Source organism: Nonomuraea sp. NPDC049421, assembly GCF_040677005.1.
Lineage (GTDB): Bacteria > Actinomycetota > Actinomycetes > Streptosporangiales > Streptosporangiaceae > Nonomuraea > Nonomuraea salmonea.
The window spans coordinates 21,624-46,304 of the sequence record NZ_JBFAQA010000016.1; the positions used below are offsets into that span (position 1 = coordinate 21,624).

Annotated in this window: 10 protein-coding genes; 3 read left to right on the top strand and 7 right to left on the bottom strand. The window is 73.8% G+C overall.

The window, feature by feature from the left end:
• Nucleotides 1-74 precede the first annotated feature (74 nt).
• Together AB0K18_RS26140 and AB0K18_RS26145 are read right to left on the bottom strand one after the other, a co-directional pair.
• Entirely contained in the window at nucleotides 75-1,268 is a 1,194-nt protein-coding gene (locus AB0K18_RS26140) for a hypothetical protein (RefSeq protein ID WP_364918882.1), read from the bottom strand.
• Entirely contained in the window at nucleotides 1,265-3,406 is a 2,142-nt protein-coding gene (locus tag AB0K18_RS26145; protein ID WP_364919261.1) for a protein kinase, read from the bottom strand. Before AB0K18_RS26145 ends, AB0K18_RS26140 begins: the two co-directional genes overlap by 4 nt.
• Nucleotides 3,407-3,476: 70 nt before the next feature.
• Between AB0K18_RS26145 and rsmA the strand changes: the two genes are divergently transcribed.
• Nucleotides 3,477-4,337 (top strand): 16S rRNA (adenine(1518)-N(6)/adenine(1519)-N(6))-dimethyltransferase RsmA, encoded by an 861-nt coding sequence (rsmA, locus tag AB0K18_RS26150; protein ID WP_364918884.1) that lies wholly within the window; start codon nucleotides 3,477-3,479, stop codon nucleotides 4,335-4,337.
• Here rsmA and AB0K18_RS26155 read toward each other — a convergent pair.
• From AB0K18_RS26155 to AB0K18_RS26165, 3 genes are read right to left on the bottom strand one after another with little or no spacing between them, the layout of a single operon-like run.
• The gene (locus AB0K18_RS26155) at nucleotides 4,334-5,377 is read right to left on the bottom strand and encodes a pyridoxal-phosphate dependent enzyme (protein WP_364918887.1); all 1,044 of its coding nucleotides are present in this window, start codon (nucleotides 5,375-5,377) and stop codon (nucleotides 4,334-4,336) included. The two genes, rsmA and AB0K18_RS26155, sit on opposite strands and share 4 nt — an antisense overlap.
• Nucleotides 5,374-13,593, bottom strand: coding sequence for an amino acid adenylation domain-containing protein (locus tag AB0K18_RS26160; protein ID WP_364918890.1), 8,220 nt, complete (start codon nucleotides 13,591-13,593; stop codon nucleotides 5,374-5,376). Before AB0K18_RS26160 ends, AB0K18_RS26155 begins: the two co-directional genes overlap by 4 nt.
• The gene (locus AB0K18_RS26165; RefSeq protein ID WP_364918893.1) at nucleotides 13,590-18,392 is read right to left on the bottom strand and encodes an amino acid adenylation domain-containing protein; all 4,803 of its coding nucleotides are present in this window, start codon (nucleotides 18,390-18,392) and stop codon (nucleotides 13,590-13,592) included. Before AB0K18_RS26165 ends, AB0K18_RS26160 begins: the two co-directional genes overlap by 4 nt.
• 780 nt (nucleotides 18,393-19,172) lie before the next feature.
• Here AB0K18_RS26165 and AB0K18_RS26170 point away from each other — a divergent pair.
• Nucleotides 19,173-19,706, top strand: a complete 534-nt coding sequence (locus tag AB0K18_RS26170; RefSeq protein WP_364918895.1) for an NlpC/P60 family protein — start codon at nucleotides 19,173-19,175, stop codon at nucleotides 19,704-19,706.
• A gap of 295 nt (nucleotides 19,707-20,001) precedes the next feature.
• On the opposite strand, the gene AB0K18_RS26175 is transcribed toward AB0K18_RS26170, so the two are convergent.
• Nucleotides 20,002-20,988, bottom strand: coding sequence for an arginase family protein (locus AB0K18_RS26175; RefSeq protein WP_364918898.1), 987 nt, complete (start codon nucleotides 20,986-20,988; stop codon nucleotides 20,002-20,004).
• Between the two features lie 335 nt (nucleotides 20,989-21,323).
• On the opposite strand from AB0K18_RS26175, the gene AB0K18_RS26180 reads away from it, so the two are divergent.
• Nucleotides 21,324-22,226 carry a 4-(cytidine 5'-diphospho)-2-C-methyl-D-erythritol kinase gene (locus AB0K18_RS26180; protein WP_364918901.1) on the top strand — a complete coding sequence of 301 codons (903 nt, stop codon included), beginning with the start codon at nucleotides 21,324-21,326 and terminating at the stop codon, nucleotides 22,224-22,226.
• Nucleotides 22,227-22,328: 102 nt separating this feature from the next.
• On the opposite strand, the gene AB0K18_RS26185 is transcribed toward AB0K18_RS26180, so the two are convergent.
• Complete coding sequence (locus AB0K18_RS26185) at nucleotides 22,329-24,566, bottom strand: Orn/Lys/Arg decarboxylase N-terminal domain-containing protein (protein WP_364918904.1); 2,238 nt, start codon at nucleotides 24,564-24,566, stop codon at nucleotides 22,329-22,331.
• Nucleotides 24,567-24,681: the final 115 nt, after the last annotated feature.

The following is a 24,681-nucleotide window of genomic DNA, read 5'->3' on the forward strand; positions in this document are numbered from 1 at the left end:
ACCGCCTGCTCCCCGTCTGACCCCTGCCTGATCCCCGCCGCCGGCCGACCGGCGGCGGCCTCTGAGAAGGCGCTTCAGCCGGCGAGGGAGACGCCGAAGTCGGCGCCCTTCGCGGGCTGGAGCGGCTGGAAGGTCTCGGCGTTCCTGCCCGCCACCGCGACCCGGCCGTACGGCGGCGCGTCCGGCTGCCCCACGTACAGCCTGTTGCCGCTGAACGCCACCGCCCAGCCGAACAGCCCGTCCGCGTCCGCCAGCCGCCGGTCCTCCTCCGCGTCCTTCCAGGAGACCACCCGCACGCCGCCCCCGTAGGGAGCGCCGATCGCCAGCCGGCCGTCCGCCGAGGCCGCCATCGAGAACCCGAACGCCTCCTTGCCCCCTTGCTCCACCCGCCGCACGGGCTTCCTGTCGGGGCCGAGCAGGTCGACGTAGCCGGGGCCCGGGGAGCTGATCGCGTACCCGGAGCCCTCGGAGTAGGCGACGGCGTAGCCGTACCGGTCGCCCGAGGCGCCGGTCGGGGAGTCGATCTTGACCGTGGTGAGCTTCGAGGCCAGCACGTCGTCGATGAACACCACCGACCCCGAGTCGATCTTCCCGTCCTCGACCTGGCGGCCCAGGCCGTCGTCGTTCTCGTACGGGACGCCGACGACCAGCGCGTTCTCCGGGCCGAACGCCAGCGACCAGCCGAACTGGTCGCCGACCTCGCTGTTGCCCCGCACGTCCACGCTCTCCTGGCTGATGCGGCGCAGCTCGCCCGCACCCTTGCGCACGTAGACGGCGCCGGTGTCGGGCAGGTCCCCTTCGTCCTCGTACGGCGCCCCGATCGCCACCAGGTCACCCCGGGCCGCCACCGACCAGCCGAAGTGCCCGAACCGCTGCGGTCGCGTCGCGGTCAGGCGGAGCGGGGGAGCGGCCTGGCCGCCGTAGATCACGTACGCGGCGCCGGCGTCCTCGACGCCGTCCACGTCCGCGTACGGGGCCCCGACCACCAGGTCGGCACAGGCGTCGCCGTTGACCTGCGCCAGGCGTACGGACCAGCCGAACCCGTCGCCCTCGGCCGGACCCGGCACCGCGACCGGCACGACCTTGCCCGCCGACAGGACGTGCACGGCCCCCTTCTGCTCGTCCCCGAACGGGTCACCGACGGCGACGTCGTCCACCCCGTCGCCGTCGAAGTCCGCCGCGCCCGCGCACGCGGCCGTGCCGGCCACGGCCGGAACTCCCGTCATCGCCGCCAGCAGCCCGATGAGCAGCACCAACGCTCTGATCATCCCAGCGCCACCTCGATCTGCTGCCCGTTCTCGAGCATGGTCGCCGTCATCGTCACCGGCTTGCGGTAGGCCGCCATGTCGAACACGAACGCGCTGTCCAGCCGCCCGCCCGGCAGGATGGCCGGGGGCAGCGTGAGCGCGGCCGCGTCGTGCTCGGCGCCCCGGTCGTCCACCATCGTCACCACGGGCTGGACCAGCTCGCGCCGCTCGCCGCCCGGGTTGATCATCGTCCAGCGGACCACACAGAGCTGTCCGTTGGTGGCAGACATGTCCTGGTACGTCGTCAGCCCGCACTCCGGCGCCACCGCCACGATCGCCACCGGGTCGTCGAAGTTCGGACCGAGCGCGAACCTGCGGCCCACGTCGTTGGGCTTCGCGCTGCCGGCGACCTGGGAAGGGGCGGCCTGGTTCGCGGTGATGGGTGTGTTGCGCCCGGACGTCACGATCAGCACGGCCACCGTCACCACGATCGCCGCCACGGCCGCCACGGCGGCGATGAGCCACCGCGTGCCCGGCGCGCGGGTCCCGTTGAGCGTGTCAGGCTCGTCAACGGGCGTGCCCAGCGGAGCCCGCGTCCCGGGCTGGGTCTCCGTCCCTAATTCCTGCCTCGCCGGGAGCTCTGCGACTCCATCTCCTAGGGACTCGGACGCATCGGACTGGACGGCGCCGCCGCCGAACGCAGCCGGGTGGCCGTCTCCTTGCGCGGGCCCGGTGCCCGGCTGGGAGGGCGCGCCGTCCTCACGTACCGGTGAGTCGTCCTTGCGCGGTCGCCTGCCGAACGCGAAGAGCCCCAGCGCCCGGCCGGCACCCGCAGGGGGCTCGGTCTGGCCGGGCACCTTCCAGCGGGCCAGCTCCTCCTTGGCCGCCTCTTCCTCCCGGCGCGCCCGCTCTTCGATGGACGCCTGGTCTTGTCCTGGCACGTTCGGCGAGGGACCTGCCGCACCGGCGGCGAAGGCCGCAGGCGGAACCCCCAGCTGCCTGCCACCCCCCGAGCCGGCACCCGGCCCGGTAACGGCCCCCGAGCCGGCACCCGGTCCGGTCGCGGCCTCCGAGCCGCTGCCCGGGCCGGTAGCGGCCCCCGAGCCGGCGCTCGGTCCGGTTGCGGGGGCCGAGGCGCTGCCCGGTCCCGTAGCGGCCTCTGGGGCGATGGCCCCACCCTTCACCCCGGTCGCGTCGCTCGGGGGTGGGGTGGTGAAGGTGGCGGTGATGTCGGGTTCGTTGACGACGTTCTGCGGGGGCTTCCATTCGCCGAGCATCTCGGTGGCCACCAGCGTCGGCGGGTCGGCGACCGGAGCAGCAGTCGCGGGGGCGGGGGCGGTGCCGCCCACCAGCGCGATCAGCAGGTCCTGGGCGCTGGGCCGGAGGGCGGCGTCCATGGAGGTGGCCCGGCGTACCAGCTCGTTGAGCGGCGCGGGCAGTGCCCCCAGGTCGGGCGGGTTGTTGAGCACGCGGGTGGCGAGCGTGATGGGGTCGCCGCGCCCGAACGGATGCCGCCCGTTTCCGGCATAAGCCACAAGACAGCCCCACGCGAAGATGTCGGCCGCCGGACTGACGGCCTCCCCGCGTACCTGCTCGGGCGCCCACCACCCCGGACTGCCCAGCAGCTCGCCGGACATCGTGAACCCCGTCTCACGATCGAGCGCCCGCGCGATCCCGAAGTCGATCACGCGCGGCCCGGAGATGGACAGGATCACGTTCGCCGGCTTGAGGTCCCTGTGCACGAGCCCGGCGACGTGGATCGCCGCCAGCGCCGCCGCCACCCCCAGCGCCACGCCGTGCAGCGGCCCGGGATCGAGCGCCCCGTAGTTCGTAATCTGCGCGGACAGGGGAGTGCCCGCGATGTACTCGGTGACCATGTACGGCCGCCCGTCGCCGGTGTTGCCGTTGTCCAGCACCTGGGCCGTACAGAACGACGCCACCCGCCGGGCGTTCTCGACCTCGGCGTGGAAGCGCGCCGCGAATCCCTCCTGGTTGGCGAACTCCGCCTTCACCACCTTGAGCGCGACGAAACGCCCCGTCGGCGCGCGGGCGAGGAACACGGTCCCCATGCCGCCCTCGCCGAGTCGGCCCAGCAACCGGTACGGCCCGATCTCCCGCAAGTCGGTCGGCCGGAGCGGCGCCGCGCCCGTTGGCTCCATGAGGGACGTTCCTTCCTGTTCCACGCCATCCTCTCCTTTGATCTCCCCGTACGCCATCACACGTTCTTCGATGCGGGAGACTGGTTGGATGATGAGGCTGTTGGGCCCTGCAGAAATACGTATTTTGGCGGACAAGCTAGATCTTCGTCCGACAAAAAAGCTCGGGCAGAACTTCGTGATCGACGCCGGAACGGTCCGGCGCATCGTCCGCGTCGCCGATCTCTCCCCTGACGACGTGGTCATAGAGGTCGGGCCCGGCCTCGGCTCGCTCACCCTCGCGCTGCTGCCGTCGGCCGCTCACGTGGTCGCCGTCGAGATCGACCCGGTGCTCGCCGGCCAGCTCCCGCTCACGGTCGCCGACCGCGCCCCCGCCGGCGACCTGACGGTGGTCAACGCCGACGCGATGAAGGTCACACCCGACGACCTGGCCGGCCACCAGCCCACGGCGCTCGTGGCGAACCTGCCGTACAACGTGGCCGTCCCCGTGGTGCTGCACCTGCTGGAGGTGCTGCCGTCCCTGCGCAAGGGGCTGGTCATGGTCCAGTCGGAGGTGGCCGACCGCCTCGCGGCCGGCCCCGGCTCCAAGGTGTACGGCGTGCCGTCGGTCAAGGCCGCCTGGTACGCCGACGTCCGCAGGGCCGGGCCGGTCGGCCGCACCGTCTTCTGGCCCGTCCCCAACGTCGACTCAGGGCTGGTGTCCCTGGTCCGCCGCGACCCGCCGCCCACCACGGCCACCCGCGAAGAGGTCTTCGAGGTCGTGGACGCCGCCTTCGCCCAGCGCCGCAAGACCCTCCGCGCCGCCCTGGCGACCTGGGCCGGCAGCCCGGCCGACGCCGAACGCACCCTCCGCGCCGCCGGCGTGGACCCCTCAGCCCGCGGCGAGCAGCTGGACGTCCACGCCTTCGCGCGCATAGCCGAACACCGCCCTTAACCCCGCTCGACGACCTCGGGCCCCGTCAGCGGCTCCACGCCCGCCGCGACGGCGCCGCCCGAGAGGTCCATGCCCGCCGCGACGGCGCCGCCCGAGAGGTCCGCGCCGGTCGCGACGTTGCCGCCCGACAGGACCGCGACGACCGGTCCGGGCGGCAGGTGCGGCTGATGGGCGAGGTAGCCGGCCGTGGCGACCGCGCCGCTGGGCTCGGCGCGTTCCCCCAGCTCCCGATGGAGCAGGCGGGCGGCGGCGTCGATGGCGTCCTCGGTCACGGTCACCATGTCGTCCACGTACCGGTGGATGTGCTCCCAGGCCAGCGCCCCCAGCACGGGAGCGCGCAGCCCGTCGGCCCGCGTGCGGTAGGTCAGCTCCACCGGCCACGCCGTCCGCGTACCCGACCGGAAGCTGGCCGCCCCGTCGGCGGCCAGCTCGGGCTCGACGCCGATCACCCGGATCGCCGGGCCGGCGGCCTTGACCGCCACCGCGATCCCGGCGAGCAGCCCGCCGTTGCAGACGGGCACCAGGACGGACCCCGCGTCCGGCAGGTCGGGGACGATCTCGGCCCCCGCGCTGCCGTGCCCGGCGATGACGTCGAACCCGTCGGAGCCGATCACCGTCGCGCCGAACCGATCGGCCAGCGCCAGGCAGGCCTCCCCCCGCAGGGCGGGCGGCACGATCACCACCTCGGCGCCGAGCCGGCGCGCCGCGCTCACCTTCAGCTCGGGAGCGGTGTCCGGCAGCACGACGGTCGCCCGCAGCCCCTGCTCGGCCGCCGCGTACGCGATGGCCTGGGCGTGGTTGCCCGACGACTGCGCGATCACGTGCCGTACGCCCCGCCGGGCCAGCAGGACGACGGCGTTGACCGCGCCGCGCACCTTGAACGAGCGGGTCGGCTGCCGGTTCTCCGGCTTGACCCAGAGCCGCTCGCTGGGCAGCCGCAGCAGGGGCGTGCGCCGCACGTACGGCGCGATGCGGGCCGCCGCCGCCCGGACGTCGGCGGCGGTGACCAGCGTCGTGCGCAGCACGTCTTCCACGCTCACGCGCTCAGCACCCTCTCCTGGATGGCGTCCAGGTCGGCCGCGGCCTCGGACGGCGGCGCGGCGTCGGGGACGACGTCCTCCAGGTGGTGCAGCGGCCGGTAGCGCAGCCCGAGCAGGCCCCACGCCACCAGGAACACGCCGCTGGCCAGCAGCACCGCTCCCGCGCCTCCGCCGGGCCCGTCGGTGAACCGCCCGGCCCACTCCGCGAGCGGGTCGGCGGCGAGGAAGCCGATCGGCTGCATGGCCGTGGCGATCATGATGTTCACCGCGAGCACCCGTCCCTGCAGCTCGGGGCCCACCTTGACCTGGATGATCGACAGCCAGTGCGCGTTGCCGATGCTCATGCACGCCAGCCGGATGAACAGCCCGGCCGCGACCAGCCACACGACCGGCCACACGCCCATGAGCACGACGCCGATCCCCGACCCGGCGACGAAGCCGATCATGCCGGTGGCCCGCCGCCTGGTGCCGCCCCACACCAGCACCACGCCGGTGCCCAGGGCCGCGCCGACACCGCCGACGGCGGTCACCACGCCCAGGTCGGCGGAGTCGCCGATGGACAGCACGACCGGGGTGACGAGCACCCACATGAGGGCGGTGCAGAAGTTCACCACCGCGAAGTAGAGCGCCATCACCAGCAGGGGTCGCCGCCTGCGCAGGAACCGCCAGCCGCCGGTGAGGGCCGCCGTGAACGTCTCCTCGCGCCGGTGGAACAGCCGGTCGGGGAAGCGCACCAGCAGCAGCGTCACCACGCCGACCACGAACGTGGCGACGTCCACGGCCACCACGGCCGACAGCCCGAACAGGCCGATCAGTGCGCCGCCCGCGAGCGGCGCGACCACGTTGCCGATGCCGAAGCCCACGTTCGCCAGCGCGTTGGCCTGCGGCAGGTACGGCTTGGGCACCAGCTGCGCCACCGCCGCCAGCCACGCGGGCTGCTGGAACGCCGTCACGACCGACGTCACGCCCACGATGGCGCAGACGTTCCAGAACTGCAGCTCGCCGGTCATCAGCAGCAGCACCAGCGCCACCATGGCGAGCCCGGACAGCGCGTCGCAGGCCAGCATGATCTTACGGCGGTCGACCCGGTCGGCCAGCGCGCCGCCCAGCGGGGTGAGCAGCACGGCCGGGATCTGCGCCAGCATCGTGACCAGCGCCAGGTCCAGGATCTCGCCGCTGAGCTGGTAGGCCCACACGCCGAGCGCGAACGAGCTGAGCGCCGTGCCGAGACCCGAGACGATCTGCCCGGCCGCGACCGTGTAGAAGGGCCACAGCCTGGTGCGTTCCGGCGGGCGTACCGGATCGGGCAGTGCGCCCGCCGACCAGCGCGTCAGGCGCTCCAGCACCAGGGCGGCCAGCGGCTCGGCCTGGTGGCGCAGGAAGTAGTGGCCGGCCCTGGGGAGCACGGCCCGCTCCACCCGGGGTGAGAAGGCGGCCCACTCGGCGTAGCGCTCCTCGTGCAGCTCGGTGGCGCGGTCGCGCTCACCGACCAGGCTGAGTATCGGGGCGCGCAGCGGCGCACCCTCACCGGCCAGCTCCCGGGTGAACCACTCCTGCGCCTGGTCGGCGTCGTGTCGCATCGCGCGTACGGCGGTGCGCTTGGCGTCCTCGTCCATGTCGTCGAGCAGCCCGCCAGAGGCGCGCAGCGCGTCGCGGAACATCCGGTCCGACACGAAGCGGTCGCCGCCGAACAGCCGCTTGATCGCCCCGGGCAGCCGTGCGGCGGGGAAGCTCGCGGCGGCGATGACGCCCAGCACGGGCACGCCGTCCGCCTCCAGCCGGCGCGCGAGCGCGACGGCGGCCGCCGAGCCGACGCAGTGGCCGTAGATCGCGACCGGCCCCGACGCGCTCGCCGCCACCTCGGCGGCCAGGACGTCCACCAGCTCCTCCAGCGGCAGCGGCGGCTCGTTGGGGCGGGCGGGGTCGTGGCCGGGCAGCTCGGCGGAGAGCACCTCGACCCGGTCGCCCAGCGCCTTGGCCAGCGGCTGGTAGACCACCGCGGAACCACCGCCGTACGGCACGCACACCAGCGTGAACTCGCTGGTCCGCCCGCCGCCCAGGCGATGCAGCAGCCCGCCCCGCTCCTCGGCGCCGTCCTCACGGCCGAGGAACGCGGCCAGATCGGTCACCGTGGGCCGGGTGAACAGGTCGATCACCCGCAGCCCGCGGCCGATCTGGGTGACCGCGCGGACCGCGGCGAACGAGTCGCCGCCGAGGGCGAAGAAGTCGTCGCCCGCCCCCACGCGCTCCACGTCGAGCACCTGGGCGAAGACCCCGGCGACCAGCTCCTCGTTCGGCGTGGACGGCGGCGCGTACGCGGCCTGCTCGGCCACCGGCTCGGGCAGCGCGGCCCTGTCGATCTTCCCGTTCGGGTTGAGCGGCAGCCGGTCGAGCGCCACGACGTGCGCCGGCACCATGTAGTCGGGCAGCCGTTCGCGCAGCGCCGAGCGTACGGCCGCGGCCTCCACGGTAGCGGGCGTCACCCACGCGGCGAGCTGCCTGGCCTTGCCCTCGCCGACGGGCAGCACCACGGCCTCGGCGACCTGGGGCAGCGCCCGCAGCGCGGTGGTGACCTCGCCCAGCTCCACGCGGTAGCCGCGGACCTTGACCTGGTCGTCCACCCGGCCGCGGAACTCGATCTGCCCGTCGGAGGTGACGCGCAGCAGGTCGCCGCTGCGGTAGCAGCGTCCGTCCCCGGTCAGCGGGTCGGGGACGAACCGTTGCGCGGTCAGCTCGGGCCGGCCGATGTAGCCGCGGGTGACGCCGGGGCCGCCGACCACCAGCTCACCGGGCACGCCGGGCGGCACGGGGCGCAGCGCCGCGTCCACCAGGTGGCCGTACACGCCGGGCAGCGGACGGCCCAGCGGCACGATGCCGGTCCGCCGGTCGGCCGGGATCTCCTCGGTGTCGCACACCAGGCAGATCATCGTGGACTCGGTGTGACCGTAGTGGCTCTGGAGCCGCAGCCCTGGCCGGGCCGCCCTGGCGCGCTCCACCAGGTCCCACGGGCACGCCTCGCCCGCCAGGATCAGCAGCTCGCGCGGCAGCACGGCGGCCAGGTCGCCGCCCGAGGCGAGCAGCTCCAGGTGGCTCGGCACGCACTTGACGACGTCCACCCGGTGCTCGGCCAGGTAGCCGGCGAACGCGGCCGGGTCCATCGCGGTCTCGCGCGGCACCAGGTGCACCGTCCCGCCCGTGGTCAGCGCGCCGAACACGCAGGTCAGGCCGAAGTCGGCGGCGGGCGTCGAGACCACCGCGAACGACCCGCCCGGCACGCCGATGCGCGGCAGCATGCCGCCCAGGTAGTTGAGCACGCCGCCGTGCTCGGCGGCCACCGCCTTGGGCGTGCCCGTCGACCCCGACGTGAAGATCACGTGGTGCAGGTGCTCGGGCCGTACGTCCACCTCGGGGCGGGTGTCGGGCAGGGACGGCGGCCGGTCGAGCGCCAGCACCCGCCTGCCGTCCCCGATCAGCGGCGCGAACTCGCTCACCGTCACCACGGCCCGCACCCCGGCGGCCTCCAGCATCGCGGCGATCCGCGCCGCCGGGTACGCCGGGTCCATCGGCAGGTAGCCGCCGCCCGACTTCTGGATGCCGAACAACGCGCACGCCAGGTCGGCCCCCGGCTCCAGCAGCACGCCGACCGGCTCGTCCGCGCGTACCCCGGCGTCCAGGAGCCAGTGCGCGATCCGGTTCGCGGCCGACTCCAGCTCCCCGTACGTCAGGGCGCGGTCGCCGCCCACCACCGCGGGGGCGCCGGGGGTCTCGTCCACCCAGCGCTCGATCAGGTGGTGCACCGCCCCGGCGGGCGGCTCGGGCGGCGGCCCGCCGTCCACGACGGGCCCGGTCACCGGCTCCAGCGGCACCGCGCCCACCGGCGCGTCCAGGTCGGCGAGCAGCCCGTCGAGCAGGGAGACGTACCAGCGGGTCAGCTTGTCCGCCGTACCAGGCTCGAACAGGTCCGTCCGGTACGCGAGCCCGCCCCGCAGCGGCGCGCCAGGACCCTCGTCCACGACGTGCCAGCTCAGGTCGAACTTGGTGGTCAGCTCCGGAAGCTGGATCTCGGACGACTCCAGGCCGGGCAGCTCGGGCCGGGCCACGCCGGAGATGTAGTTGAGCATCACCTGGAACAGCGGCGTGGCCGCCAGGTTACGCTCCGGCTGCAGCCGGTCCACCACCCGGTCGAACGGCGTGCCCGCGTGTGCGAGCGCGCCCAGCGCGGACTCCCGTGCGCGGGCCAGCAGGTCGCGGCCTGTCGGGTCGCCGCCCACGTCGGTCCGTACGACGACGGTGTTGAGGAAGCAGCCCACCACGCCTTCGGTGTCCGGATGGTCGCGGCCGGAGACCGGCACGCCGACCGCGATGTCCGCGCTCGCCGACAGCCTCGCCAGCAGCGCCTGCAGCCCGGCCAGCAGCACGATGAACGGCGTGGACCGGTAGGCGGTGGCCACCGCCCTGACCCGCTCGCTCAGCGCGGCCGGCAGCTCCAGGTCCAGCGCGGCACCGCCGGGGTCGGGGACGGCGGGGCGCGGGTGGTCGGTGGGCAGGTCGAGCACCGGCGGCAGGCCGTCCAGGTGCCCGGCCCACCAGTCCAGGTCTGCCGGGTCGGGGACCGGCGACACCTCGGCGTACTGCGCGGGCGGCGGGTCCAGCGGGGGGCGCAGGCCGAGGCGGGCGGCGTACAGGCCGGACAGCTCGTCGAGCAGCAGCCCGCGCGTCCACGCGTCGGTGGCGATGTGGTGGAAGGTGAGCGACAGCACATGCTCGCCGTCATCTCCCGCATCGGCTCCGGTCCCGGCGTCCACCTCCAGGAGCACCGCGCGCATCGGTGGCTCGCGGTCCAGCGCGAACGGGGTCGCGAGGTGCGTGGCCAGCACGTCCTCGACCTCCGGCCGGGCCACGCGGGCGGTGGACACGGGCACCTCGCCGGCGTCACCTACCACCATCACGGGCTCATCCCCGGAGGCGTCCACCACGCTGCGCAGCACCTGGTGCCGCTCGGCGAGGTCGCGTACCGCGCCCAGCAGCGCCTCCGCCCGCAGCGTGCCGCGCAGCCGCAGCGCCACCGGGACGTTGTACGCGCTGCTGTCCGGTTCGAGCTGCGCCAGGAACCACAGCCTGGCCTGCACCCCGGACAGCGGCACCGGCCCATTCATCGGCCCGTCCACCGGCGCCCGCCGCACCCGCCCGGCGCCGGCCGGGCGGGGCAGCGCGGCGGCCAGGTCGGCCAGCACCGGGTGCTCGAACAGCAGCCGCACCGGCACCGCCGCGCCCAGCCGCTCCCGCAGCCGCCCGGCCACCCGGGTCGCCGCGAACGAGTGCCCGCCGAGCGCGAAGAAGTCGTCGTCCGCCCACACCTCGGCGAGCCCGAGCACGTCGGTCCAGACCTCGCCCACCAGGCGTTCGGCGGGCGTGCCCAGCGGCACCCGCACCGCGGGCCCCGCCTCGGGCTCGCGCAGCGCGGCCCGGTCCACCTTGCCGTTCGGGGTGAGCGGCAGGGACTCCAGCACGCCGATCGCGGCCGGCACCATGTAGTCGGGCAGCCGCTCGCGCAGCGCCGCCCGCACCTCGGCCACGTTCACCGTCGCCGGCGTCACCCAGGCGGCCAGCCGGCGCTCCAGGCCGACGCCGACCGGCTGCACGTACGCCTCGGCGACCTGCGGCAGGGCACGCAGCGCGGCGGCGACCTCGCCCAGCTCGACGCGGAAGCCGCGGACCTTCACCTGGTCGTCGATCCGGCCGAGGAACTCGACCAGCCCGTCACCCGTCACCCTGACGCGGTCGCCGGTGCGGTACCAGCCATCGGTGAAGCGCTCCGCGGTGAGGTCGGGGCGGCCCAGGTAGCCGCGCGCCACGCTGGGCCCGCCGATCCACAGCTCGCCCGGCACGCCGGCCGGCAGCGCCCGCCCCGACGGGTCGGCGACCCGGCACACGACGTCGGGCAACGGCCGGCCCAGCGGCGCCCGCCCGGGGGTGCTCTCGCTCGCGTCGCAGGCCAGCACCGACACCGTGGTCTCGGTGGGGCCGTAGTGGATCTGCACCTCCAGGCCGGGCCGCGCCTCGCGGACCCGCGCCACCAGGTCCGCCGGCACCGCCTCACCGGCCAGGATCAGCAGCTTCCGCGGCAGCGCGGCGGTGCCGAGGAGTTCGAGCTGGCTGGGCACCATCTTGATCGCGTCCACCGGGTGCGCCGCCAGGCGGGCGGCGAACGCGCCCGGATCGGTGGCCGTCTCGTGGTCGATCAGGTGGAGGGTGGCGCCCGTGGTCAGCGCGCACCACACGTTCGTCATGCCGAGGTCGGCGGCGGCGGTGGACACCAGCGCGAACGAGGTCAGCCCCTCGGGGAGCGCCTCGGCCACCGCGCCGAGGTAGTGCGTGATGTGCCGGTGCTCGACCGCGACCCCCTTCGGCCGCCCGGTCGAGCCCGAGGTGTAGATCACGTACGCCAGGTGCTCAGGCCGTACGGCCACGTCGGGACGTTCGCAGGACGCGCCCGCCGCGGCGGCGAGCTCGGCGCCCGTGAGCACGATCCGCGCCCCGGCGTCGGCCACCACCGCCTCGTTGCGCCGCTCCGGATAGACCGGGTCGAGCGGCAGGTAGGCGGCGCCCGCCTTGAGCACGCCGAGCATGGCGACCACCAGCTCGGGCCGCCGCTCCAGCAGCACTCCGACCGGCTCGTCCGGGCGCACCCCGCGCGCCAGCAGCCAATGGGCCACCTGGTTGGCGCGGCGGTCCAGCTCCGCGTAGCTGAGCGAGCCGACCGCGCTGAGCGAGCCGACCGCGACCGCGTCGGGCCGGGCGTCGGCCACCCGCTCGACCAGCGCGTGCAGCGGCACGTCCACGGGCAGGTCCGTGGCGGGGCCGCGCAGGTCGTCGCCGGCCGGCAGCCGCACCGGCGCGCCGGGGTCGGTGAGCAGGCCGTCGAGCAACTCCAGGTACCAGGCGACGAGGCGCCGCACGGTCGCCTCGTCGAACAGGTCGGTCCGGTACCGTAACTCGCCCGAGAAGCCGGTGCCGTCGTCGCCGAGCTCCAGGTTGAGGTCGAACTTGGCGGTCGGCGCGGCCGTCGTCCCTGCCTCGACCTCCAGCCCGGGCAGCGACACCGGCGCGCCGGTCTCATAGACGTTCAGCATCACCTGGAACAGCGGCGTGACCGCCAGGTTCCGGTCCGGCTGCAGCCGCTCCACGACCCGCTCGAACGGGGTGCCGGCGTGCGCGTACGCGTCCAGCGCCGCCGTACGCGCGCGTGCCAGCAGCTCGGCGCCGGTCGGATCGCCCGAGGTGTCGCCGCGCACCACCAGCGTGTTGACGAAGCAGCCGACGACCCGCTCGGCGTCGGGGTGGTGACGTCCCGCGTGCGGCACGCCCACGGCGATGTCGTCCACCCCGGACAGGCGGCTCAGCAACGCCTGCAGACCGGCCAGGAACACCATGAAAGGCGACGTCCCCGCCACCGCGCGCACCTTCGCCGCCAGCGGCTCAGGCACCTCGACCGGCACCGCCGCGCCCTCCCACCCGGGGACGGGCGGGCGCGGGCGGGCGAGCGGCAGGTCGAGCACCGGCGGCAGGCCCGCCAGGTGCCCGGCCCACCAGTCGAGGTCGGTGTCGGGCCGGTCGGCCTCCCACGCGGCCACGTCCGCGTACTGCAGGGCGGGGGGAGCGGGAGGCGGCTCCAGACCTAGGCGGGCGGCGTACAGGCGGGCGAGGTCGTCCAGCAGCACGCGCTCCGACCAGGCGTCGGTGGCGATGTGGTGCAGGGTGAGCGCCAGCACGCACTCGTCGTCGGCGGCCCGGAACACCGTGGCGCGCAGGGGCGGCTCGGCGTCCAGCCGGAAGGGCCGCCAGGCGTGCTCATCGAGCTCGCGCTCCAGGTCGGCCGGGTCCACGACGGGCACGTGCACGTCGCCGACGGGGCGTACCAGGCCGTCCTCGATCACGCCGCGCAGGATCCAGTGCCGCTCGGCCAGGTCCGCCACCGCGCCGGTGAGGGCGTCGACGTCCACCGGGCCGCGCAGCCGCAGCGTCAGCGGCACGTTGTACGCCGGCGTGTCCGGCTCCAGCTGGGCCAGGAACCACAGCCGCTCCTGCGCGGGCGACAGCGGCATGTCGGTGGCCGACGTCGCCGGGATGCCGGGGGCCTTCTCCGCCTGCTTCAGCGCGGCCGCGAGCCTGGACCGGACCAGGCCGGCGATCCGGTCCTCACGTACCTCGGTCATCCCTCGTTCCCCTCCATCAGCTCGGCGGCCAGCAGCTCCTCAAGCGCGGCGGCGAAGTCGGCGAGCACCGGGCGGTCGAACAACAACCGCACCGGCACAGCGACCTGCAACATCTCGCGCAGGCGCGCGGCCACCCTGGTCGCGGCGAACGAGGCGCCGCCGAGGGCGAAGAAGTCGTCGCCGGCCCAGACCTCGGGCCGTTCGAGCACCTCGGCCCAGACGGCGGCCACCAGCAGCTCGGCGTCGGTGGCCGGCGCGACCCGCGCCGGGCCGGGGCCGGTGTCAGGCTCGGGCAGCGCGGCGCGGTCCACCTTGCCGCTGGACAGCGTGGGCAGGGCCGGCAGCGCGACCCAGCGGCGCGGCACCATGTGACCGGGCAGCTTGGAACGGGCGTGCCGCTCGATCGCGGCGAGGTCCGCCGTCTCCGGCGTGACGTAGCCGACCAGGTGGGCGTGCGCCTCCGTGCCCGTCTCCGTGCCCGTCTCCGTGCCCGCCACGGTCACCGCGGCCTCGGTGACCTCGCGCAGCACGGCCTCGATCTCGCCCAGCTCGATCCGGTAGCCGCGGACCTTCACCTGGTGGTCGCGGCGGCCGTGGAACTCCAGCGTCCCGTCCTGCCGCCAGCGCGCCAGGTCGCCCGTACGGTAGCAGCGGCCGCCCGGCGTGAACGGGTCCGCCACGAAGGTGGCCTCGGTCAGGTCCGGTCGGCCCCGATAGCCGCGCGCCACGCCCGCCCCGCCCAGCAGCAGCTCGCCGACCGCGCCCGGCGGCACCAGCCGCAGGTGCGCGTCCACCACGTACGCCCGCTCGCCCGGCATCGGCGAGCCGATCGGCACCCGGTCGCCCTCGTGCGGGCGCACCCGGTGCAGCGTCGAGGTGACGGTGGTCTCGGTGGGGCCGTACGCGTTCCACAGCTCGCCGACGCGCAGCAGGATCTGCTCGGCCAGCGCCGGGTCCAGCGCCTCACCGCCGGCGACGGCGCGCAGCCCGGGGCCGCCCGTCCAGCCGGCCGCCAGCAGCATCCGGTACGACGTCGGCACCAGGTCGACCACCGTGGCCCCGCTGGTGGTGATCAGCTCCGCCAGCGCGTGCCCGTCCTCGGCCGTGGTCCTGTCCACCATCACGGACGTGCCGCCGGCGGTCAGGACGCTCCACAGCTCGGAGGCGAAGGCGTCGAAGCTCAGCGGGGAGACCGCGGGCTGCACGTCGGCCGGGCCGAGCCGGAGCGTTTGGATCATGCCGGCCACGAGTGCGGCCAGGCCGCCGTGCGTGACCTCGACGCCCTTGGGGGCGCCGGTGGAGCCGGAGGTGTAGGTGAGGTACGCCAGATCCTCGGCACGGACCTCCGGCAGCTCCGCGCGGGGACCCGCCGCAAGCCGATCCGCATCGAGCATCACCGGCGCTTCAGATGGCGCTTCAGATGGCGCTTCAGATGGCGCTTCGGACGGCGCTTCGGACGGCGCTTCCGAGGGCGTACCGCCGCGGGTGAGCACCACGCGGGCGCCCGCGTCCGCGGCCAGCAGGCGCAGGCGCTCGTCCGGGTGGTCCAGGTCAAGCGGCAGGTAGGCGGCCCCCGCCCGCCACACGCCGAGCAGCACGGCGGGCACCATCAGGTCACGCGGCACGCGGACGCCGACCACGTCCCCCCGCGACACCCCGTGCGCGAGCAGCCCGGCCGCGATCCGGTCGGCGCGGTCGTTCAGCTCGGCGTGGCTCAGGGCCGCGCCGTCAGGACCGACCACCGCCGTCCCCGTCGTGTGCGCGGCGAGCGCCGCCGGCACCGGCGGCACGTCGCCGGGCAGCCGCGGCCCGGCCGCGCGGGCCAGCAGTGCGGCGCGCTCGTCCGGGGTGACCCGTTCGAACGCGGCGACCCCCACGTCGGGCTCGGCCACGGCCCGCCGCAGCAGATACAGCAGCCGATCGAGGTACGCCTCGGCCGTCTCCCTGCAGAGCAGCGCGACCGCGTACTCCAGGTGCAGCTCGGAGCCCTCCACCGTACGGTTGACGAGGACGCTGAACTCGTGCACCGCCGCGCCCGAGCCCACCTCGGTCAGCAGGTCGAGACAGCCGGCCCGCACCGGCACCTCGGCGTGCTGCATGGCCAGGAGCACGGGGGAGCGGGGCAGCTCGGCGGGCGGGATCTCCTGGTGCACCAGCGCCCGCGTCGCGGCCTCCCCGGCCTGCCTGACCAGGTCGCGGAAGGTCGGCGCGGCGTCCGGCCGCAGCCGTACAGGAACGGTGTCGATGAGCGGCCCGACGATCCTGGCCAGCTCCGGCTCGGCGCGTCGCGCCGCGACCATGCCGACCAGCGTGTCGGGCTCTCCGGCGGCCAGGGCGAGCGCGGCGAGGTACACGGCGTACGGGGTCGTGCCGCACGCCCGCGCCAGCGCCGCCACGCCGTCCGTGAACTCCTCGGGCAGCGCCCTGATCACCCGGCCCGTCGTCAGGTCGGCGGGCGGCGGCCCCGCCACCGGCGCGCCCGCCATTTCGTCCCGCCAGAACTCCCGCAGCCGCTCAAGGTCAGGCCGGTCCTCCTGCTCGCGTACCGCCACGTCGCCGAGCTGCACCACGGGCTCGGGAACGTGCTCGCCCGCCAGCTCGGCGGCCAGCTCCTCCATCAGCACGCCCACCGAACCGCCGTCGAAGGCAAGGTGGTCCGTCACGAGCACCAGCTCGGCCACGTCGTCCCCCGCGGGGCAGAGGCTCGCACGCAGCAGCGGCACCTCGCTCGTCACGTCGAACACGTGCTCGGCCGCCGTCCGCGCCACCTTCACCGGGTCAGCGCCCGCCGGGTGCTCGACCAGGGGGACGGGGACGGGCGGGTGCACGACCGCGTACGGGACGCCGTCCTCGCCGACGGCGACCGTGCTGCGCAGGGCCTCGTGCCGGCACAGCACCGCGTCGAGCGCCGAGCGCAGCGGCGCGCTCCCGCCGAGACCGCGCACGCGCAGCCGTACCGACACGGTGGTCACGGGGCTGTGCGGGTGGAGCTGGCGCAGCGTCCAGAACTCGCGCTGCGCGGCGGTGAGCGGGTGCCGAGTCGCGCCGGTCCGCCGCAGCGGCGCCGATCCCGGCTCGCGCAGGCGCGCCGCCAGCCCCGCCGCGGTCGGCTCGATCAGGAACGAGGCCAGCGGCACGGTGTGCCCGAGCCGCCGCGACAGCTCGATCACCACCCGGGCGGCGGCCAGCGAATGCCCGCCCAGGTCGGCGAACCGGTCGTGCACGCCCACCTCGGGCAGGCCCAGCACGTCCGCGATCACCTCGGCCACCAGGCGCTCATCGTCCGTGCGCGGCGCGACAGGCGCCTCGCTCCCCGTACGTGCGGGGCGCAGCTTGGGCAGGGCCGCCCGGTCCACCTTGCCCATGGGGGCGATCGGGAGTTCCTCGGCCACGCCGATCCTGGCCGGTACCAGGTGGTCGGGCAGACGGTCACGCAGCCAGTCGCGCAGCTCGGGCTCGGTGGTGCCGGGGGCCTCCACGTGCCCGACGAGGTAGGCGATGCCGTCGTCGTCCGTGTGCGCGAGCACGACCGCGCGGCGCACGGCGGGGTGACGTTCCAGCGCCGACTCGACCTCGCCCAGCTCCACCCGGTAGCCGCGGATCTTGACCTGGTCGTCGGCGCGGCCCACGTACCGCAGCTCGCCGTCCACCCACCTGACCAGGTCGCCGCTGCGGTAGACGCGGGAGCCGTCCGGCTCGGTACGGAACGCCTGCGACTCGTGGCCCAGGTAGCCGCGGGTGACGCCGGGGCCGCCGATCCACAACTCGCCCACTTCTCCGTCCGGGACCGGCCTGCCGTCGGCGTCCCGGATGCTGAGCAGCGCGTTCGCCATGGGGCCGCCCAGCGGCGGGTCGCCCTCGTGGCCGCGGCGCACGTCGTACATGGTGCTGCCGGTGGTGCACTCGGTGGGGCCGTACATGTTGAGCACGCGGCGCACACCCGGGTTCGCGAACGCGCGCTCGACCAGGGAGGCGGTCAGCCGCTCGCCGCCCGACAGCACCATGCGCACGCCCTCCGGCAGGGGCTCGCGAAGCAGCACCGACAGCGCGGACGGGACGCCGAAGACCGTGCGCACCTCGTCGCGGGCCGGCAGCGCCGGCAGCGCCAGGATGCTGTCCGCCATGATCACGGTGCCGCCCGCGGACAGCGGCGTGAAGATCTGCGTGATCGAGGCGTCGAAGCAGATGGAGGAGCCGGCCAGCATGCCGCTCAACTCCTCTGCCGTGTAGTTGGACGCCTCCCAGCGCATTAGGTTCAGGGTGTTGCGGTGCTCGACGACCACGCCCTTGGGCCGGCCGGTGGAGCCTGAGGTGTAGATGACGTACGCGGCGTCACTCGGCTCGCCCGGCACCTCGGGACCGTGCTCGGCGGGCGTCGTGGCGTCGACGAGCACGGTGGCGGCGCCGGTCAGGGAGGCGGTGTCGCGCTTGGCCGCCGAGGTGACCACCACCTGCGCGCCGGAGTCCTCGGCCATGAAACGTAACCGCTCCGCCGGGTAGGCCGGGTCGAGCGGCACGTACGCCGCCCCCGCCTTCAGCACCCCGATCAGTGCGGGCACCAGCCACTCGTCGCGGTCCAGGCAGATCCCCGCCAGGTCGCCGCGCCCGACGCCCTGCGCCTGCAGAGCGTCGGCGACCCCGTTGGCCATGCGGTCGACCTCGGCGTAGGTGAGCCGCTTCGTGCCCGCGACGACGGCGACGCGATCGGGCGTGCGCCGGCGCTGCGCTTCCAGGGCCTCGTGGAGCCGGCCGGGCAGGCCAGTGAGCGGGCGGTTCGCGCCCGTCGCATCCGTGTTCATGTGTCCTTCTTTCGAGCAAGGGTCGAACGTGCCCGGGTGGGCGGCTGGGGCCGCTCCTCAAGAGCGGCACGCGGGCCCGGGCGAGGTCGTCGCTGGGCGCGCGGGGTCGCGCGGGCGGTTCACCGTCGCGTGATAGGCGCGGTCGTTCGCCGCGCGAGGTCGTTCTCCTTCAGGTCATTTTGTCCGCAGAAGATCATTATGCTCCGCAAGCAGCATCGGTGATCTGCCTTGCCGTTCACTTGGAATTCGCCGATATGCCGCTTGCACGTCATATCACCCCAACCCCGCCAAACCGGTCCCAACTGGACGGTCTTCGAGCGCCAAGGAACCCCACCCCCCGATCTCCCCGCCCCGCCACCCTCACCGCCAGAAACCCACTCCGCAGTTCCCTCGGTAACAGGACCCCCCGCCCAACTGGACACCGACCACCCACCCACTGGACGCCGGCCTCTCGCCTCACTGGGCGCCGGCCTCCCGCCCCACTGGAGGCCGAAACCAACATCACCAGCGCCCGCGCCGGTGCAATGGCGGTCGAGTCGGTGTCGTTCGCCGCCGAGCCGATGGGTTCGCGGCCGTGCGGCTTCGCTGGTGACGAGGTCGGTGTTGCCAGTGGCGCGACAGCCACGACCGATCCCGCCCTCCGATCGTTGTGGTCCACGGTCGAATCCACAGGCCGGCCTTCCTCGCGCCCGCTGTCCCCAGAACCACGTTCGGGCCAATCTTGACCCCGATCAGCCCCGCATCCTGGCCTCCCACCCCCGTTCTCCCTGGGAGGCACCGATGACCAAGCACTCCGTGTTCCTCTGGCTCACCCTCCATCCCGCCCTGCTCATCTCCTTCGTCACAGCCCTCCTGACCACGGCCACCACCCCCGCCCAAGCGGCGGCCACGAAGAAGGCCCTGACAAGAGGACAAATCGCCGCCGCAGCGGCCCTGACCCAGCTGGGCGTCTCCTTCTCCTGGGGCGGAGGCTCCACCAAAGGCCCCACCTTGGGCATAGGCCGAGGCTCAAGAACCCGGGGCTTCGACTGCAGCGGCCTGACCCTCTACGCCTGGTCCAGGGCCGGCGTGCGCCTCAGCCACTACACAGGAGCCCAATACCGCCAAGGCCGCCGCATCCCGCTGGCCGCCCGCCGCACCGGCGACCTGCTCTTCTTCGGCGGCGGGACCGGCGCCCCCACCCACGTCGCCCTCTACCTCGGCCGCGACCTCATGATCCACGCCCCGAAAACCGGGGACGTGGTCAGAAGGACCCGCTTCCTCAACATCCCCTACTACCGCGCGACATTCAGAGGCGCCGTCCGCCCAGGCTGACCCACCGCCCGTAGCCCCACGCGCTCACGGCCTACCCCGACCCGACTCGCCCACCACGCGCTGCCATCCAGCTTCGGTTCGAGGAAGGCAGCCGGGTGCCGCCATCCGGCTTCGGTCTGGACGACGGAGTGCCGTCAGCCGGCTTCGAGGTCGGCGCGCCCGCCCAGGTGTCGGGGTATCTCCAAGACGGTCAGGTGCCTCCAAGACGGTCGCGTGCCTCCAAGACGGTCGCGTGACGGTCGCGTGTCTTTGAGACGGTCGGGTGCCCCCAAGGCGGTCGGGCGGCTCTAAGGACTCACGCGTGGCCGCAGGCCGCCACCAGGTCCGTCACCAGAGAGGACAGCAGCTCTTGATCCTCCTTGCGAGCGGGCTCGTACTCCATGAGCCCGAGCCCCATGACGTCGAACCGCTCGCCCACCGCACGCACCAGCGACAGGAGTTCCTCGGGCCGCCACCCACCGGGCGCCGGCGACCCCACACTCGTGAAGATCTCCGGATCCAGCACGTCGAAGTCGATGTGCACATACACAACGCTGCCGCCGCCCCCTGCCGTCAGCCTTCGCGATGCCGTGGTCCCGGTGCGTGTGTCGCGTGCCGTCGTGGCCTGACGCTGTGGCGTTGGCTGGTCGGCGTCGTGGGGTGGTGCCGTTTCAGAGGGAACCTCGTGGGGTGGTGCCGTTCCGGAGGGAACTTCATGGGGTGGTGCCGTTCCGGAGGGAATTTCGTGGGGGCGTTCAGTGCCGCAGAGCTCGATGGCCTCGATCAGGGCCGTTGCGTCCGGCCTGGGGGCGTGGCGGATCCCGGCGGTCTTGATGAACGACTCTTCTGCCGCGTCCAAGTCACGTACCCCTGCCAGGACGATCTGGCGTGGCGTCAATGGGTCGCCGGCCACCAGGCCCACGGGGCCGTCGCCGGTGAGGGCGCGCAGGACCATGCCGTGGTAGGCGCCGGAGGGCGAGGAGGCCGGGGTGTTCAGGTCGCCGTGGGCGTCGAACCAGACGACCACCAGCCGGTCCCCGTAGCGTCGGCGAGCCGCCGCCACCGGCTCCAGCTCGACCCCGCAGTCTCCGCCGGTGGTGACCACGAAATCCTCGGACGCCTCTTCAAGGGCCGTACGCACCCGGGCTGCCGTGGTGACGAGGTCGTCCTCCACCGCCACCCGTACCCGTTGCCCGGCTCCCACCATGTCGGCGAGCAGTCGTGCCCCTTTCTTCAGGCGTTCCGCCGTGGGTGCACCCGACCCCCGCCACTGCGGGACCTCCACCACCGTCACCACGTTCACCACTCCTCACCTGGGCAGTCATCACCCCGACGCACTCACCTTGGCAAGCGTGGAGACTCCTGTCCAACCTCCGCCTCGTGCCCCGGGCGTGCAGCTCGTCCGGCGCGACGGCCATGCGCGCGGGAGCAGGCTTCGACCCTTCCGGAGGGGCGGCGGAAAGGGGGCGCACCTCATCAAGCAGGGGGATCGGGGGAAATGGTGACCAACTTGACTCTCTGTGGTGAGGAGGCGGCAGAGGCCGGCGTCATATTTCGAGAACCGCATGTCAGGGCTCCGTGCCCCGATAACATCGAGTGTCCTTGACCCCGGCAAGTAATGAGAGTGGCAGAAGATCGATGAGTTCGGTGACCGTACGTGTGCCCGCGAAGGTCAACGTGCAGCTTTCTGTCGGCCCGCTCAGGGAAGATGGCTACCACGACTTGGTCAACGTCTTCCACGCCGTGTCGATCTTCGATGAGGTGGTGGCCAAGGAGTCGGAGGGGATCACCGTTCAGGTGAACGGCAAGTGGTCCGACCAGGTGCCGACCGACGACAGCAACCTCGCCATCCGAGCCGCTCGCGCCCTCGCCAAGCACGCCGGTCGCAGCTACGGCGCCGAACTCGTCATCCACAAGAGCATCCCGGTCGCGGGCGGCATGGCGGGCGGCAGCGCCGACGCGGCGGGCGCGCTGGTCGCCTGCAACGAGCTGTGGGGTCTGGGGCTGCCCATGGACGATCTCATGGAGATCGCCGGTGACCTCGGCAGCGACGTCCCGTTCTCGCTGATCGGCGGCACGGCGGTCGGCACCGGGCGCGGTGAGCAGCTGAGCGAGCTGCCCACCGGGGGCACGTTCCATTGGGTGTTCGCGCTGGCCAATGGGGGTCTGTCGACGGCCAGCGTGTACGCCGAGTGCGACCGGCTCCGGGCGGCCTCCGACGCCGAGGTGCCGTGGCCGACGCTCAACGACTCCCTCATGGAGGCGCTCGGCACCGGCGACGCGTACGCGCTCGGCACCCACCTGAGCAACGACCTTCAGCCCGCCGCGCTCAACCTCCGCCCCGAACTCGCCCCCACGCTCGAGTCCGGCCGCCAGCACGGCGCCCTGGGCGCGATCGTCTCCGGCTCGGGCCCGACGTGCGCGTTCCTCGCCATCGACGCCACCCACGCCCGCGACCTCGCCCACAGCCTGACTACGACGGGCGCCGCCCACACCGCCGTCGCCGCCCACGGCCCCGTTCACGGCGCGACCTTGATCTGACCCGCCCGACCCGGCCCCGCCCGACCCGGCCCCGCCCGACCCGGCCCGACCCGGCCCGACCCTGCGTGAGCCGGCCCTGCGTGAGCTGATCCGCGGGCGTGATCAGTGCTTGAGGACCTCTATCCAGTAGCGGCCGTCGGTGTCGCGATGGGCGCCGTGGATGTCGGTGGCCAGGTCGGGGAAGGTCCGGTCGAAGTCCTCCAGGACGCGCAGGTAGGTCAGCAGCGGCCCGTCGGCGGGACCGGCCGCCTCGCCGGGCATCAGCATGGGGATGCCCGGTGGGGTGACGACCACCGTGGCCGCGGCGACCCGGCCCGGCAGGCGGCTCAGCGGGACGCGTTCGGTGCGCGCCCGGATCATGGCCTGGTAGCAGTCGGCCGGCGTGGTCACGGGCTCGGGCAGGAAGGTGAAGACCTGGTCGAGGAGCTTGCCGACCTCGGAGTCGCGCAGCTTGTCGTGGACCAGGGTGCAGAGCTCGCGCAGTGAGATCGCGGGCGGGCCGAAGCCGGGCAGGACCTCCGACAGGGGGAGGCCGGCGTCGTAGGCGTGCTTGAAGTCGGTGAGGGCGTCGATGAGGGTGCCCCACTTGCCCTTGGTGATCCCCATCGAGAACAGCACCAGCAACGTGTGGTCGCCGGTCTTCTCCACCACGATGCCGCGCCGTTGCAGGTAGGCGGCCACGACGCGGGCCGGGATGCCCCAGTCGAGGGTGCCGGTGGCGGCATCGGCACCCGGACAGGTGATCGTCACCTTGACCGGGTCGAGCAGGCAGTAGCCCTCGGACATGCCGTCGAACCCGTGCCAGCCGGCGCCCGGCTCCAGCGTCCAGCATCGGGGCTCCGAGCACAGCAGGGCCGGGTCGGCGTCGGCGAACGGGACGGTGCCCCCGGTGCGCGGATCGGTGACGACGGGGGGCTGCCACACGCCGAAGAACCAGCAGGGCCGCGTGCCGTCGTCGCGGATGCGAGCGGCCAGGCGCGTCATCGCCTGCCGGAACCGGACGGCCTCGGTGATCGCTTCCCCGGTGAGGAACGCTCCCGACGGGCCGTCCATCATCGCCGCCGCGACGTCGAGCGAGGCGATCATCGGGTAGAGCGGCGACGTGGAGGCGTGCATGAGGTAGGTCTCGTTGAGCGCGTCGTAGTCGACCGGCGCGCGCTCCGAGGAGCGGACGTGCAGCATCGCGGCCTGCGACAGCGCCGCCAGCAGTTTGTGCGTCGACTGGGTGGCGAACACGGTGGGACGGCCGGGACCGGGCAGCGTGTGCTCGTCGACGGCCATGCCGTAGCGGCCGGCGTAGAGCGGGTTGAACCGGGCGTAGGCGAACCATGCCTCGTCGAAGTGCAGGCGAGGCACACTGGCGCCCAGCAGCTCGCCGGCCCGCACCGCGTCGTAGCACACACCGTCGTACGTCGAGTTGGTGATCACCGCGTAGGTCGGGTCGCCGGAGGCGAGGGGATGGGCGGCCACCTGGGCCCTGATCGCGGCCGCCGCCAGCGCGGCGGGCGGGATCGGACCGGCCAGCCCCAGCCCGTTGCGCTCGGGCACGAGGTAGACCGGGCGGGCGCCGCTGATGGCGAGCGCGTGCTGGACCGACTTGTGGCAGTTGCGGTCCACGAGGACGGTGTCGCCGCGGGCGACGGCGTGGTGCCCGACGATCCGGTTGGCCGTGGAGTTGCCGTTGACCACGAAGAACGTGCGGTCGGCGCTGAAGACGCGGGCGGCGTTGCGCTCGGCTTCGCCGATGGGGCCGGTGTGGTCGAGGGGCGAGCCCAGCTCGGTGACCGAGATGGACAGGTCGGTGCGCAGCAGCCGTTCGCCGTAGAAGTCGAAGAATGCCCGGCCCACCGGCGATTTGAGGAACGCCACGCCCCCGGCGTGCGCCGGGGTGTGCCAGGAGTAGTGATGATGGTCCTCCAGGCGGCGGAGCGCACCGAAGAAAGGCGGGAGGATCTTCTCGGCGTACTGGTCGGCGGCGTGGGCGATGCGCCCGGCGATGAACCCCGGGGTGTCCTCCAGCGGGTAGACGTAGCCGTGGATGACCTCGTAGACCCACAGCGGAAGCTCCTGCTCCTGCGCCATCAGGAAGACGGGCAACCCGCGGAACCGTTTGGCGACCGCGCCCAGCAGGTGTTCGGCGCCGGGCGCGTCCCACGAGGCCAGCACCGCCGTGAGCGACGCGTCCGATCCGATCACCGCCAGAGCGTCGTGGTCGCGGTGGGTCCAGCGTACGTGGAGTCCGAGCTCGTCCATCGCGGCGCCGACGCGGCGGAGCTGCTCGGCGAGCGCCGAGTCGGCGTCGGGACGTTCGGTGATGGCCACCAGAACCGTTCGCTCCATGCGGCACTCCGTGGATCGGGGGGAAGCCGGGGAAGGTCACACCGGTCACCCCATGATGGTAACGCCAGGAAGCCGAAAGGCAACGCTCTGTAATGACCAGGTTGGGGGCGGACGA